Raw genomic sequence first — 13,369 nt, forward strand, 5'->3', positions numbered from 1 at the left:
ATGAGGGACAAGCGGATCGTCGTCACCGGCGGCACCACCGGGATCGGCCGGGCGACGGTGCGGCTGCTGGCGCAGCAGGGTGCGCACGTCGTCACCGTCGGCCGCGACGCCGACGCGCTCGCCGCGGCGCTCGAGTCGATGCGCGATCTGCCCGGCCGCGTCCACGGCATCACCGCCGACCTCGGCACGCGCGCGGGAGTAGAGGCGCTGTTCGCCGCGGCGGACGAGCGGCTCGGCGGGCTCGACGCGCTGGTGTCCAACGCCGCGCTCGGCGCCGACCCGATCGACGCGATGGAGGAGGGGCTTGGCGATACGTCGTCGCCGTCAACCTGGTCGGCGCCATGTCGGCGACCCGGGCGGCGCTGGCGCGGCTCGGCCGGGGCGGGCAAGTGGTGATCGTCGGCTCGATCAGCGCCGCGATCCATGCGCCCGGCGAGAGCGTCTATTCCGCCACCAAAGCCGGGCTCAGCGCCTTCGCCGAGACGCTACGCAAGGAGGTCGAAGAGCGCGGGCTGCGCGTCAGCCTGATCGAGCCGGGCACGGTCGGCACCGACATGCAGGAGAGCACGGCGGAGGAGCAGCGCGCGAAAGTCGCCCGCCACGAGATGCTGCTGGCGGAGGACATCGCCGAGACGATCGGCTTCGTGCTCTCGCGCCCGCCGCGGGTCGACGTGGTGACGCTGCGGGTCGAGCCGCGCGTGCAGGAACTGCCGTGACTCGCGCGCTGGTGGGCACTTACGCGGCAGGCGGCGGCGCCGGGCTGGTGCAACTCGCGCGCGGGGACGAGCGCGCATGGCGGGTGCTCGCGGCGGTGCCGGTCACCAACGCCTCGTTCGTGCTGACATCGGCGCGGTCCGGCCACCATTATGCGGTCGACGAGGTCGCGGGCACGATCGCCGTGTACAGCGCGGCCGGCGGCTGGGCGCTGCTCGCGGAGGTGCCGAGCGGCGGCGAGGCGCCGTGCCATCTCGCGTTGTCGGCCGACGAGCGCTTCCTCGCGGTGGCCAATTACGCGAGCGGCAGCGTGATGTTGCTCGCGCTCGACGCGCGCGGGCTGCCCGCGGGTGACGACGTGTACGTCTACGCGGGCAGCGGGCCCAACCGCGAGCGACAGGAGTCGCCGCACGCGCACTGGGTCGGCTTCTCCCCCTCCGGCGAGCTGATCGCGGTCGACCTCGGCGCGGACCGGGTCGTGGTTCACGCGGTCGAGGAGCGAGGCGCGCTCTCGCCGCCGCGCAAGCTCTACGCCGCGCCACCGGGTAGTGGCCCGCGACACCTCGCCTTTCACCCGACGCTGCCGATCGGCTATCTCGTCAGCGAGCTCGTCCCCGAACTGACGGTGCTGGCTCCCGGCGTGGACGGACTCGTCGCCGTGCATCGCGAGCCGCTGCTCGATCCCGCCGAGGCGAGCGGCGACGCGCTGGGTGGGGCCATCGTGCTCTCCGCCGACGCGCAGCGGCTCTACGTGACGACGCGCGGCACCGACCGGCTGCTCACCTTCGCGCTCGACGCCCGCGGCCTGCCGACGCTGCTGGCGCGCGTGCCGAGCGGTGGCGCCTCGCCGCGCCACCTGCTGCCGCTCGATGGTCAGCTGCTCGTCGCGCACGAGCAGGACGGGACGGTGGCGATCTTCGACCTCGACGAGGGCGGACGCGCCGCCGGCACGCCGCAGCGGCTGAACGTACCCGGCGCCGCCTTCCTCGCCACCGACCGGGAGAGACGATGACATGCGCGCCGCGCTGAAGACCGCCGACGGTCGTTTCACGGTGGAGGAGATCGATCCGCCCGAACTCGCCGCCGCCGACTGGGTCCGCGCGCGAGTCCGCGTCGCCGGCATCTGCGGCACCGACCTGCGCCACTGGAAGAAGCACGAGCCCGAGCTCGCCTGCCACGTCATGGGGCACGAGCTCGCCGGCGAGGTGGTCGAGGTCGGTCGCGACGTCACCCGCGTCACGCCCGGCGACCGGGTGGTCATCGAGACGGTACTGGGCTGCGGGCAGTGCGACTGGTGCCGCGCGCGCCAGTACAATCGCTGCCCCGATCTCTATCCGACGCGCACGAGGAGCGTGTCGCGCGCCTACGCCGAGTTCGTCGTCGGACCGCAGCACAAATTCTACCGGCTGCCCGACCATGTCGGCTTCGACGACGCGGCGCTGATCGACACCTTCTCGGTCTGCCTCCACGCGCACCATCTCGCCGGCTTGGCGATCGGCGACAGCGCGGCGATCATCGGCGCCGGGCCGATCGGGCTGGGGCAGCTGATGCTGGCCAAGGCGAGCGGCGCGCGCGCGATCGTGATCGACACGGTGGAGCACTCGCTCGCGGTGGCCCGGGAGCTCGGCGCCGACGCGGTGGTGCGCGCCGATCGCGACGACCCCGTCGCCGCGGTGCTGGCCTTCACCGATGGCCGCGGCGTCGAGGTGGCGTTCGAGTGCGCGGGCGGCGAGTCGATGCCGACGACGCTGCCCTGGGCGACGCGGATGGCGCGGCGCGGCGGGGCGGTGGTGATCGTCGGCGGCTTCGACGCGGGCGAGACCGCGATCCCGCTCGAGTGGCAGCGCATCCAGATGTCCGAGATCCGTCTGTTGCCGAGCGCCAGCTTCGCGCTGCACGACATCGATCCCGAGCAGGGTCAGGTGCTGGCGCTGGTCGCGCGCGGCGTGCTGAAGACGCAGCCGCTGATCACGCACCGTTTCCCGCTCGAGCGGATCAACGAGGCGTTCGACGTCGCCCAGGACAAGGAGCGCACCGGCGCGATCTTCGTCGCGGTGGAGCTCTGAGGCGTCGAGACGCCGGAGCCTCGCCGCCGCGAACTGAAGGCCGACGTCCGCGGCGACCTTCGAGCCGGCCGCCGGCGGCTGATGCGCTGCAACATCCAGCACTCGATCGGACGGGCGAATTGATGCACTTCAAGACCTAGCGTCGACGTGATCGAGTGCGGGGCGAATCAGCTTAAAGGACTTTAAAGAGCGAGGCCGGGTACCGCGTGAAGCGTTTAGTCTGACATGCTTCGTTTCTCGCTCCACTTCATGGACAAGACCAGTCGGCTGCTCGAGGACCATCGCCTTCGTGCGCCCGACGTCTGGCATGCGATGGCCTGTGCTAACCGACGCCTTCACCGTTCCTTCGTCGGCTCGCGCGTGCCGACACTGGACCCGCAGGGGAGGGTCGACGTGCTCGACCGGGACGGTGTCATCGTCGCGCGCATCTATTGCGCGGAAGCCATCGCTGCGATGTCGTGACCGCGATGCGCGTCGATGACGCCGGCGACGAGCCGGCAGCGTTCACCATTCCCGAGCCGGCCGACCGGCCGTACGGGCATCCGCTCGCGCTCCATGTGGACGCGAGCGATCGTTGGCGCGGGATCCTGCGGGTGAGCGAGCGCGTCCCCGTCGACGCCCCCGGCGACCTGATCCTGCTCTATCCCAAATGGCTGCCGGGGTTCCACGCGCCGGTGGCGCCGATCGAGCTGCTCGCCGGGCTCCACTTCGAGGCGGACGGTCGAGCGCTGGAGTGGCGGCGGCACCCGGTGATGGTTCATGCCTTCGCCGTGTCCGTGCCCGACGGGGTCGCAGCGGTCACGGCGGAGTTCCAGTTCCTGTCGCCGACCGATCCCGCGCAGGGACGCGTCATCAGCTCGCCCGAAATGCTGCTCCTGCCGTGGAACGCGACCGTCCTCTATCCCGCGGGCCACGCCGCGGGCCAGATCATGTTGGACGCCAGCCTCACGCTGCCGGAAGGCTGGAGCGCGGCGTGCGCGATCGCATCGGCGCATCGGAAAGGAGAGCGTGTCGTCTTCGAGCGGAGCGCGCTCGACACGCTGGTCGACTCGCCCGTGCTCGCCGGACGGCACATGATGACCTTCCCGCTCGAGAAACACGTCAGCCTGCACGTCGCCGCCGATGAGCCGCGCCAGACCGCCTTCGCGAATGATCAGCTTGCTCTCCACCGCGCCGTCGTCGCGGAGACGGTGGAGTTGTTCGGCTCCCGGTCGTTCGACCGCTTCGAGATGCTGCTCGCGCTCAGCGACACGCTGACCGCGGCCGGGGTGGAGCATCACCGCTCGTTCGAGGCAGTCACCGTGCCCGGCTATGTCACCGACTGGGACAAGCACGTCACCCGGCGCGACACCATCCCGCACGAGTTTGTTCACAGCTGGAACGGCAAGCACCGGCGCGGCGCCGACTCGTGCGCGCCCTCGTTCGATCGTCCGATCCGGAACGATCTGCTATGGGTCTACGAGGGACAGACGCAATATTGGACCAACGTGCTGTGCGCGCGGTCGGGCTTGTGGACGGAGGAGGAGACGCTGGGTGCGCTGGCGCTCACCGCGGCGCGCTACGAGGCGCGCCCCGGCAGCCGCTGGCGCCCGCTCCTCGACACGACGCGCGACCCGATCATCGCGGCGCGCAGCCCGCTCCCTTGGCCAAGCTGGCAGCGCAGCGAGGATTATTACGCCGAAGGTGCGCTGCTGTGGCTCGAGGTCGATACGCGGCTGCGCGAACTCTCGGGCGACACACGCTCGCTCGATGATTTCGCACGATCTTTCTTCGGCGGGGCGGAAGGCGACTGGTCGACACGGCCGTATGACCTCGAGGAGGTGGCCGATCGGCTCGACGCGATCGCGCCGTTCCACTGGCGTGCCTTCCTCCTGGAGGCCGTGCACGACACGCGGGAGGGGACGCTGCTGGGCGGCCTGTCGCGCGGCGGCTATCGGCTCGATTATGCGGGCACGCTCAATGCCTACCAGCGCTGTCTGGAGGGCGAGACCGGCATCGCCGACCTGACCCATACGATCGGTCTGAGCGTCGGCGGCGACGGTCGCGTCACCGACGTGCTCTGGGGCGGAGCCGCCTTCGACGCGGGCGTGACGATCGGCACCGTCATCGTCGCGGTGGATCGGCTGCCCTTCTCGGTCGAGCGGCTGCGCGCGGCCCTGACCGACCGCGCGGATAAGCGCGTGGAGATGGTGGTGCGGCGCGGCGCGACGGTGCGCACGATCGCGCTGCGCACGCCGGGACATCTGCGATACCCTCGGCTGGTGCGCGTGCTCGACCAGCCCGACCGACTGAGCGCCATCCTCCGGCCGAGGCGGGTAACTCAGGTGTAGAATCGGAACGAACGCTTCTCCGTCTCTTTCCGAGAGGACTCGACGGCGCACTCGACCGGCGCGTCGAAGCGGGAGACAGCACGCGTTGATCGAGCGTCATTTTGCCAAGCTTCGTGCCCGCGGGACGGTGTCGTCGGAGGAGGAGCAGGCGGTCCGCGCCAGCGTCGCCGAGATTCGCACCGTTCCGGCGGACACCCTGGTCGTGCGCGCCTTTGAGGTGCAGGACCACAGCACGCTGCTGCTCGACGGTGTCCTGTGCCGCTACAAGGACCTGCGCAACGGTCAGCGCCAGATCACCGAGCTTCACGTCGCGGGCGACTTCGCCGACCTGCACAGCTTCACGCTCACCTACCTGGACCACGACGTGATGAGTCTGACGCCGTGCCGCGTCGCGATCGTGCCGCATCGCGCGCTGCTCGCGCTGACTGAGCGCTTCCCGTCGCTCGCGCGCAGCTATTGGTTCAGTACCAACCTCGACGCGTCGATCCATCGCGAGTGGGAGGTGTCGCTCGGGCGCCGCAGCGCGGCGGCGCGCGTCGCGATGCTGCTGAGCGAGCTGCACCAGCGTCTGCTGATCGTCGGCCTCGCGGACGCGCGCGGCTATGACCTGCGGCTGACCCAGACCGACATCGCGGAATGCACCGGGCTCACCAACGTGTCGGTCAACCGCGTGCTACGCGACCTGCGCGAGGCGAGGGCCGCGTCGGTCACGGCGGGGCGCGTCTCGATCCTCGATCGCGACGCGCTGTGGCGCACCGCGGAGTTCGACCCGCGCTACCTGTACCTCGGCCGGCGGCCCGCCGCGGGTGGCGGGGCGGTACGCTGAGCGTCAGCGATCCACCTCGCCGAAGACAATGTCGATCGAGCCGAGGATCGCGGTGATGTCGGGCAGCATGTGCCCGCGCGACATGAAGTCCATCGCCTGGAGGTGGCTGAAGCCGGTCGGGCGGATCTTGCAGCGATAGGCCTTGTTGCTGCCGTCGCTGACCAGATAGACGCCGAACTCGCCCTTGGGGCTCTCGGTGGCGACATAGACCGCCCCGGCGGGCACGTGGAAGCCCTCGGTGTAGAGCTTGAAGTGGTGGATCAGCGCTTCCATCGAGCGCTTCATCTCGGCGCGATGCGGCGGCTTCACCTTGCGGTCGTCGCTCGCCACCGCGCCGTCAGGCATGTCGCGCAGGCACTGCCGCATGATCCGCGCCGACTGCCGAACCTCCTCGACGCGCACCATGAACCGGTCGTAACAGTCGCCACGTGTGCCGACCGGGACCTCGAAGTCCATGTCGGCGTAGACGTCATACGGCTGCGCCCTGCGCAGGTCCCACGGAATGCCTGAGGCGCGGAGGCAGGGGCCGGAGAAGCCCCAGGCGATCGCGTCGTCGCGCGAGACGGCGCCGATGTCGACGTTGCGCTGCTTGAAGATGCGATTGTCGGCGACGAGGCTGATCGAGTCTTCGAACAGCCGCGGCAGCCGGGTGTCGAGCCAGTCGGCCATGTCGGTGAGCAGCTTGAGTGGCACGTCCTGGCGCACTCCGCCGGGGCGGAAATAGTTGGCGTGCATGCGAGCGCCGCTGGCGCGCTCGTAGAAGTTCATCGTGTCCTCGCGCAGCTCGAACAGCCACAGGTTCGGCGTCATCGCGCCGACGTCCATGATGTGGCTGCCGAGGTTGAGCAGATGGTTCATGATCCGCGTCAGCTCGGCGAACAGCACGCGAAGATACTGGCCACGGCGCGGTACCTCGAGGTCCATCAGCTTCTCGATCGCGAGCACGTAGGTGTGCTCCATGCACATCGGCGAGCAGTAATCCAGCCGGTCGAAATAGGGGATCGTCTGCAGGTAGGGCTTGGTCTCGATGAACTTCTCCGTTCCACGGTGGAGCAGCCCGACATGCGGATCGACGCGCTCGACCATCTCGCCGTCGAGCTCGAGCACCAGCCGCAGCACGCCGTGCGCCGCAGGGTGCTGCGGGCCGAAGTTGATCGTGTAGTTGCGGATGTTGACGTCGTGGGCGGCGACGCCATCGAGTGCGGGATCGAGCGTCTCCATCGCGCGCTCGGAGCGGGCGCGCACGTCGGCGGCGTCGATCGGCCGATCGGTCCGGCGCTCACTCGGGGTGAAGGCGTCATCGGTGCTGCTCACGATCGTCTCCCGGCTCTCCGTCTCATCTCTAACCCGCGGCAGGGGACACGGCTTTCAAATGGCTTAACAATCGAAGTGGAAAAGGAATACGGGAGGAAGTATTGTCCCGCGATCGGGGATAATCTCGCTGCTACCTGAACTCGTCGGGCCGCCTGTCGCTGTCGCAAGTATCTGAGGATGAACTTCCAGATACATGATGTTAAGCGAGATCAGGCGGCGCGTCGGGGGTCGCGATCCTGGAGACGCGTTGGCCTTGATACGGGCGCGGCGCCCGGGAGAGCGACCGTGACCGCTGCCCGGATCGGCCTCGGGCGAGCGGAGCGACCTTGCCTCGACCTGCGGTGCGTCGACGGCGCGTCCGGGCAGCGATGGACGCAGTGGCCAGGGTCAGAGCGTCGACGTCATCCGTCGCAGGGCGATGACATGAGGGCTGGCGCCGCTGCCGACATGCGCGCTCAATGCTGAGACGACCTCACCGTAGGTGACCGGTTTCTGTAGACATCGGGTCGACGCGAGGTCCTTCGGCACCACGGTCTCATCATATCCCGTCACGAAGATGCTCGGCACGCCCTGCGCCTGTAGCTCGCGGGCGAGCTCGAAGCTGGGGCCTTGGCCGTCCAGGTTCAGATCGAGGATCGCGTGCGACGGCTTGAACTCGCCGAGGACCCGCATCGTCTCATCCTGGTTGGGGCAGGGACCGAGGACGACGGCACCGGCACCCTTCAGCGCGGCCGCGGTATCACTCGCGATATAATATTCATCCTCGACGACGAGGACGACACAGCCACTCAGCTTCTTGCGGTCGATCATCACTATCCCCTTGTTTCCGCCGGATTGTCACGTCGATGCACCATCGGTCTATTACAGCGGATAATGGCCCATGTTGAGTTCGCGCTACCACCGGTGCATCACGCGCCTGATCGCGCGCGTGATCGAGCGGACACTGACCGGCTTCCCGCACCGCACCCCCATCATCGCGGAGACGGGAAGCGTGATGGTGCAGCGGATCTCCTCGGGTCCTGAAACGCAGCTCGTCTCGGCACCGAGCTGATAGGGCAGCGCCCGCTCGATCAGCTCGCGTCCCCGTCCGCCGCCGCGCGACCCCGTCGGTTAGCGGTATCGTCACGCCGCGCTCCCGCCAAGTCATGCGCAGCGATGACCTGCCGTCGCTACCCGCCGCATCGGGCCGCCAGCAGATCGAGAGATTAACCGGCCCGCCCGGGCGCGCCGTATTCACCGAGTCGGTGGCGAGCTCGTCACCGGGCGCATGTCGTCGCTCGTCGACACCAGCTCGCTGCGGAGCAACTCCTCGAACGTGACCCGGTCGACGTCGGCGAGCCGCGAGAGCAGCCCCTGGACGCGCGCGCCCTCAGCCGGTCGCGGAAGCGCGCGCCGACATCCGCGAGGTCGGTGCTGGCGCGGCTGGTGCGGTCGGCCAGGTGGCGAACCGCGTCCATCGAGTTGCGGGTCCGATGTTGCCGGCCGCGCCATGGCGAGCATCAATTCCACCGCGGTGCGGAGCGAGGGGGCCAGGTCTCGATGGCCAGAGCGGTGTCGCGGCCCAGTCGTGCGCGCGAATCCGCGTCGGCATCTCGCCGTCGCCGTGCGGTCGATGTCTCGCGGCGCCCTGTCCATCGCTCATCGACGTCCTTCTCTCTCGCGGCGTGTCGCGGCGACGCTAGGGGGCGGACAGCGGCACGTCGCTGATCTGGGTAGGTGCGGCGGCTGCGTCGGCGCGCGCGTCGCCGGCGCCGCGCCCCGGGAGCACGGCGCGCAGCGCGGCCGCCGCAGCGAGCGACAGCGCTCCCGTCGCGCCGGCGAGCAGAAGACTGGGCCGCACGCCGGTCGCGCGCGCGGCGCGGTCCAGCGCCACCTCGGCCCCGCCGGCCGCGTCGACCAGACGCGGCACCACCTGCGTGTCGAGGAAGACCTTCGGCGCGGACGGGCCGCTGCCTTTGCGGAGCATGTAGTCACGACCGACCGACATGATAATACTCCTTTTCCGCCAGTAGCCTAACCGATGTGGTCGACGGTCTCCGGCGATGCGGGAACAACGTGAGCTCGCGGCGAACGTTGCGCTCCGTGACCTCGCGCCGCGACCGGAGGTCTCCCATGAAGCCGACGTTCAAACCCTATCGTCTCCCGTCCGGCGGCTGGGGGTCGGCGCGCTCGGTCGCCAATATCCTGCGGCGCGAGGGCGTCATCGGCAGCGCCGGCCTCGCGCTGTCGCGCCACAACAAGGTCGACGGCTATCAGTGCAACAGCTGCGCCTGGGTGAAGCCCGCCACGCCGCTCCCGTTCGAGTTCTGCGAGAATGGCGTGAAAGCGGTCGCATGGGAGCTGACGGCGCACCGCTGCACCCCCGCCTTCTTCGCCGAGCATAGCGTGACCGAACTGCGTGGCTGGGACGATTATCATCTCGAGCAGCCGGGCCGGCTCACCCATCCGCTGCGCTACGATGCCGCGACGGACAGATATGTGCCCGTCTCCTGGGGGCACGCGATCGAGGAGATCGCGCGCGAGCTGCGCGCTGTGGACGACAAGCTCAAGGGCACCGTCTTCTACAGCTCGGGCCGGCTCTCGAACGAGGCGAGCTATCTGTATCAACTGTTCGCGCGGCTCTACGGCAACAACAACCTGCCCGACAGTTCGAACATGTGCCACGAGACCACCTCGGTGGCGTTGCCGGTCAGCATCGGCCAGGGCGTCGGCACGGTCGATCTCGCCGACTTCGCCGAGACCGAGTGCCTGCTGTTCTTCGGCCAGAACCCGGGCAGCAACTCGCCGCGCATGCTCCACCCGCTGCAGGAGGCGAGCCAGCGCGGCGTGCCGATCATCACCTACAACCCGCTGCGCGAGCGCGGGCTGGAGCGCTTCCTCAACCCGCAGTCGCCGACCGAGATGCTGACCGGCAAGGAGACGCGGATCAGCTCGCAATATCATCAGGTGAAGAACGGCGGCGACCTCGCTGCGCTGGCCGGCATCGGCAAGGCGGTGCTGAGTGCGCACGACGAGTCGATCGGACGCGGTGGGCCGGCGGTGCTCGACCTCGCCTTCATCGCCGAGCACACCAGCGGTTTCGAGCGCTACGCTGACTGGCTGCGCGAGCAGGACTGGGACGAGCTCGAGCGCCGCTCGGGCCTGCATCGCGCCGACATGGAGGCGACCGCGCGCGTCTATGCCGCGGCGGGGCCGACGATCGGGGTCTACGGCATGGGGCTGACGCAGCATCGCGCCGGGGTCGAGACCGTGCAGATGCTGGTCAACCTGCTGCTGATGCGCGGCAACATCGGCCGGCGCGGGGCCGGCATCTGCCCGGTGCGCGGCCATTCCAACGTCCAGGGTCAGCGCACGATGGGGGTCACCGAGAAGCCCGAGCTGTTCCCGCTCGATCGTCTGGGCGCGCAGTTCGATTTCGTCGCGCCCAAGGAGCCGGGCTACAACACGGTCGAGGCGTGCGAGGCGATCCTGAAGGGCGAGGTGAAGGCCTTTTTCATGCTCGGCGGCAATTTCGTCCGCGCCATCCCCGACCACGGCCAGATGGAGCCGGCCTGGCGCACGCTCCGGCTCACCGTCAACGTGCTGACCAAGCTGAACCGCAGCGCGCTGCTCCCGGGCGAGGTGAGCTATATCCTGCCCGTGATCGGCCGGTTGGAGAAGGACGAGACCGCGGCGGGACAGCAGGTGCTGTCGATGGAGGATACGTCGGGCTGCGTCCATGGTAACCGCGGGGTGCGCGCGCCGGCCTCGCCGCACCTTATCAGTGAGATCCGGCTGCTGTGCGAGCTGGCCAAGCAGGTGTTGCCGGCCAACGTCCGCGTCCGCTGGGACGATTACATGACGGACTATGCCGAGATCCGGAAGGAGATCGCCGCGACGCTGCCCGACAGCTTCCACGACTACGAGGTCCGGATGTGGGAGCCGGGCGGCTTCCAGCGCGACCTGCCCGCCAAGCGGCGCGAGTGGCATACCGAGAGCGGTCGCGCACAGTTCGTCACGCCCGAGGGGCTCGACGAGGACCTCGACATGCCCGGCGTGGGCCACGACGTGCTCCGGCTGATGACGCTGCGCTCGAACGACCAGTTCAACACGACCGTCTACGGCTACGACGACCGCTTCCGCGGCATCGACGGCATCCGCAACGTGGTGCTGATGAACCGCTCGGACATCGACCGGCTCGGGCTCAAGGTGGGGCAGGCGGTGACGCTGCGCACGGTCGCCGACGACGGCGTTGACCGCCATCTCTCCGGCCTGATCGTGGTCGCCTATGACATCCCGATCGGCTGCATCGGCGGCTATTATCCGGAGTGCAATGTCCTGATGCCGGTGTGGCATCATGCGGTCGGCAGCAAGACGCCGGCGGCGAAGTCGATCCCGGTGACGATCCACAGCGACGGCGACGCGGTGCTGGAGCCGCAGATGGAATACGCCACCGGGTGACGAGTTTGGACCGGCCCGGGGCGGTCGCCAGGGGATGAGCGCCGCCACCGGCGGGATCAAGGCAGCGTCGGACTGGCGCTGAGAAGCCGGCACGGTGCTTCCGGCTCGTCCCCGCGTCGTTCAGGAAGAGAGGGCGGCCGATTGGAACCGCGGCTGGTCGTGCATCTTCTGATGGTCGGCCAGTGAGGCGAGATGACGCGGAGGCAGAGACGATGAGGGCGATCCGCATCCACCGCTACGGCGGTCCGGAGGTGCTGGTCGATGAGAGCGACGCGCCCGAGCCGACGCTGACGCCGCATGCCGTCCTGATCGAGTCGGTGGCGACGAGCGTCAATCCGATCGACTGGGAGATCCGATCCGGCGCGCGGCAGAAGGACTTTCCGCTCGATCTACCGGCGATCCTGGGCAAGGACGTGAGCGGGATCGTGCGGGCGGTCGGCAGCGCGGTACGGACGTTCAGACCGGGCGATCGCGTGATCGCGCTGGCGGAGGCGACCTATGCCGAACGCGTCACCGTGGCCGCGGACATTCTCACGCACCTGCCCGACGGGGTCGATCCGGTGGACGCCGCCGCGCTCCCGCTCGTGTCGATGACGGGCGAACAACTCGTCCGCGTGGCGACCGGCGCGAGGGGAGGGCAGACGATCGTTGTCACGGGTGCGCTCGGCAGTGTCGGCCGCGCAGCGGTGCACACCGCCCGCAAGCTCGGCGCGCGCGTGATCGCGGGCGTGCGCGCGCGCCAGCAGGCAGAGGCGGCTGAGCTCGATGTCGACGGGGTGCTCGCTCTGGACGACGAGGACTCGATCGGCCGGCTCGGTCCGATCGACGGCGTCGCCGACACTGTCGGGGGTGATACGGCGGCCAGATTGTTCGAGAGGGTGAGGGCCGGCGGCCGGTTCGGCTTCGCTTCCGTCCTGCCCGACGATGCGGCGGCGCGCTTCCCCATGGTAGAGGTGACGCGGGTGTTTGCCCGGCCGGACGCGTCGAAGCTGCGCGAGTTCGCCGACGACGTTCGTGATCGTCGCTTCCTCCTGCCGGTGAGCGCTCGCCTGCCGCTCGGCGAGGCACGCGCCGCACACGAGCGGCTGGAGAAGGGCGGGGGCGGCAAGGTCGTGCTGACGATCTGACCGGAAGCGAGCGCGCGTCGCGCTCAGCGCGTCGATCTGCGAGTCCTACCTCGGGTTAGGCGCCGCATCACCTCCGACTGCGGCGGTGTCTTGGCGGACCGAGGCGCACGCGTGGGCTGACGTCTGCGGCGGCGCCGTCGCCTCGTGGCGCTCGCCGAAACCGCGGCCAGAGCGCTCACGAGAGCCGTCGGCGACATCCCGATCCTCGTTGCTGATCCGAAAGGCGTCCCGGTCTTCGCACCGTCGGGATGCGCGGACGACGACAATGGGAGACGCCCACGCGTCCCGTGGTCTGTACACCATCTGATGACCTATCAGACAAGTAGGTATTTGCGTCAGAGAGCGTGATGTCAGTTGTCCCGACTGGCCTTGGTTCCCCTACGGAACAGCCACATCCTGCGCCGAATGCCAGCAGAGTCGGCGATCTTTCATACCCTATCATGCTAGTAGATTATCTTGCTGCGCACGAGGCACAGATAAAGTTGACTAAGTTGGTGGGAATTAGGGACATGTCGGGTGTCGCGTCGATCACCGTCGCGGGGCTGGACGTCG

13 protein-coding genes are annotated in these 13,369 nt (G+C 69.1%); 10 read left to right on the plus strand and 3 right to left on the minus strand.

Translation table 11 applies throughout. The features are described 5' to 3' along the window. From FHY05_RS22225 to FHY05_RS03805, 7 genes are all read left to right on the plus strand, one after another. Positions 1-396: an SDR family NAD(P)-dependent oxidoreductase gene (locus tag FHY05_RS22225; protein WP_221190995.1), complete on the plus strand. Its 396-nt coding sequence runs from the start codon at positions 1-3 to the stop codon at positions 394-396. Continuing rightward, positions 342-716: an SDR family oxidoreductase gene (locus FHY05_RS22230; RefSeq protein ID WP_221190996.1), complete on the plus strand. Its 375-nt coding sequence runs from the start codon at positions 342-344 to the stop codon at positions 714-716. The genes FHY05_RS22225 and FHY05_RS22230 overlap by 55 nt, the downstream gene beginning before the upstream one ends. Next, positions 713-1,726, plus strand: a complete 1,014-nt coding sequence (locus tag FHY05_RS03785) for a beta-propeller fold lactonase family protein (protein ID WP_183943084.1) — start codon at positions 713-715, stop codon at positions 1,724-1,726. The genes FHY05_RS22230 and FHY05_RS03785 overlap by 4 nt, the downstream gene beginning before the upstream one ends. Before the next feature lies 1 nt (position 1,727). After that, a complete protein-coding gene (locus FHY05_RS03790; protein ID WP_183943085.1) occupies positions 1,728-2,780 on the plus strand; it encodes a zinc-binding dehydrogenase in 1,053 nt (350 codons plus the stop codon). A 249-nt stretch (positions 2,781-3,029) separates the two neighbouring features. Next, on the plus strand, positions 3,030-3,242 hold the full coding sequence (locus tag FHY05_RS03795; protein ID WP_183943086.1) for a hypothetical protein: 213 nt from the start codon (positions 3,030-3,032) through the stop codon (positions 3,240-3,242). Between the two features lie 5 nt (positions 3,243-3,247). Continuing rightward, positions 3,248-5,110 carry a M61 family metallopeptidase gene (locus tag FHY05_RS03800; RefSeq protein ID WP_183943087.1) on the plus strand — a complete coding sequence of 621 codons (1,863 nt, stop codon included), beginning with the start codon at positions 3,248-3,250 and terminating at the stop codon, positions 5,108-5,110. A gap of 85 nt (positions 5,111-5,195) precedes the next feature. Then, positions 5,196-5,936: a Crp/Fnr family transcriptional regulator gene (locus FHY05_RS03805; protein ID WP_183943088.1), complete on the plus strand. Its 741-nt coding sequence runs from the start codon at positions 5,196-5,198 to the stop codon at positions 5,934-5,936. 3 nt (positions 5,937-5,939) lie between these two features. On the opposite strand, the gene FHY05_RS03810 is transcribed toward FHY05_RS03805, so the two are convergent. Together FHY05_RS03810 and FHY05_RS03815 are read right to left on the minus strand one after the other, a co-directional pair. Next, on the minus strand, positions 5,940-7,157 hold the full coding sequence (locus FHY05_RS03810) for an NADH-quinone oxidoreductase subunit D (protein ID WP_183943530.1): 1,218 nt from the start codon (positions 7,155-7,157) through the stop codon (positions 5,940-5,942). 480 nt (positions 7,158-7,637) lie between these two features. Further along, a complete protein-coding gene (locus FHY05_RS03815) occupies positions 7,638-8,060 on the minus strand; it encodes a response regulator (protein WP_183943089.1) in 423 nt (140 codons plus the stop codon). A gap of 70 nt (positions 8,061-8,130) precedes the next feature. Between FHY05_RS03815 and FHY05_RS03820 the strand changes: the two genes are divergently transcribed. After that, positions 8,131-8,301: a hypothetical protein gene (locus tag FHY05_RS03820; protein ID WP_183943090.1), complete on the plus strand. Its 171-nt coding sequence runs from the start codon at positions 8,131-8,133 to the stop codon at positions 8,299-8,301. 627 nt (positions 8,302-8,928) lie between these two features. Here FHY05_RS03820 and FHY05_RS03830 read toward each other — a convergent pair. Beyond that, the gene (locus FHY05_RS03830) at positions 8,929-9,237 is read right to left on the minus strand and encodes a hypothetical protein (protein ID WP_183943092.1); all 309 of its coding nucleotides are present in this window, start codon (positions 9,235-9,237) and stop codon (positions 8,929-8,931) included. Between the two features lie 125 nt (positions 9,238-9,362). Between FHY05_RS03830 and FHY05_RS03835 the strand changes: the two genes are divergently transcribed. Together FHY05_RS03835 and FHY05_RS03840 are read left to right on the plus strand one after the other, a co-directional pair. Further along, positions 9,363-11,690 carry an FdhF/YdeP family oxidoreductase gene (locus FHY05_RS03835; RefSeq protein WP_183943093.1) on the plus strand — a complete coding sequence of 776 codons (2,328 nt, stop codon included), beginning with the start codon at positions 9,363-9,365 and terminating at the stop codon, positions 11,688-11,690. A 212-nt stretch (positions 11,691-11,902) separates the two neighbouring features. Then, positions 11,903-12,817: an NADP-dependent oxidoreductase gene (locus FHY05_RS03840; RefSeq protein ID WP_183943094.1), complete on the plus strand. Its 915-nt coding sequence runs from the start codon at positions 11,903-11,905 to the stop codon at positions 12,815-12,817. The last annotated feature ends 552 nt before the right edge of the window (positions 12,818-13,369 follow it).

The sequence above is a fragment of the Sphingomonas sp. BK580 genome (assembly GCF_014194975.1).
GTDB lineage: Bacteria > Pseudomonadota > Alphaproteobacteria > Sphingomonadales > Sphingomonadaceae > Sphingomonas.

Coding starts and splice junctions, on each gene's coding strand:
- FHY05_RS03800 (WP_183943087.1), top strand. CDS start 3,248: ATGCGCGTCGATGACGCCGGCGACGAGCCGGCAGCGTTCACCATTCCC.
- FHY05_RS03830 (WP_183943092.1), bottom strand. CDS start 9,237: ATGTCGGTCGGTCGTGACTACATGCTCCGCAAAGGCAGCGGCCCGTCC.
- FHY05_RS22230 (WP_221190996.1), top strand. CDS start 342: ATGTCGGCGACCCGGGCGGCGCTGGCGCGGCTCGGCCGGGGCGGGCAA.
- FHY05_RS03790 (WP_183943085.1), top strand. CDS start 1,728: ATGCGCGCCGCGCTGAAGACCGCCGACGGTCGTTTCACGGTGGAGGAG.
- FHY05_RS03795 (WP_183943086.1), top strand. CDS start 3,030: ATGGACAAGACCAGTCGGCTGCTCGAGGACCATCGCCTTCGTGCGCCC.
- FHY05_RS22225 (WP_221190995.1), top strand. CDS start 1: ATGAGGGACAAGCGGATCGTCGTCACCGGCGGCACCACCGGGATCGGC.
- FHY05_RS03820 (WP_183943090.1), top strand. CDS start 8,131: ATGTTGAGTTCGCGCTACCACCGGTGCATCACGCGCCTGATCGCGCGC.
- FHY05_RS03815 (WP_183943089.1), bottom strand. CDS start 8,060: ATGATCGACCGCAAGAAGCTGAGTGGCTGTGTCGTCCTCGTCGTCGAG.
- FHY05_RS03840 (WP_183943094.1), top strand. CDS start 11,903: ATGAGGGCGATCCGCATCCACCGCTACGGCGGTCCGGAGGTGCTGGTC.
- FHY05_RS03835 (WP_183943093.1), top strand. CDS start 9,363: ATGAAGCCGACGTTCAAACCCTATCGTCTCCCGTCCGGCGGCTGGGGG.
- FHY05_RS03810 (WP_183943530.1), bottom strand. CDS start 7,157: ATGGAGACGCTCGATCCCGCACTCGATGGCGTCGCCGCCCACGACGTC.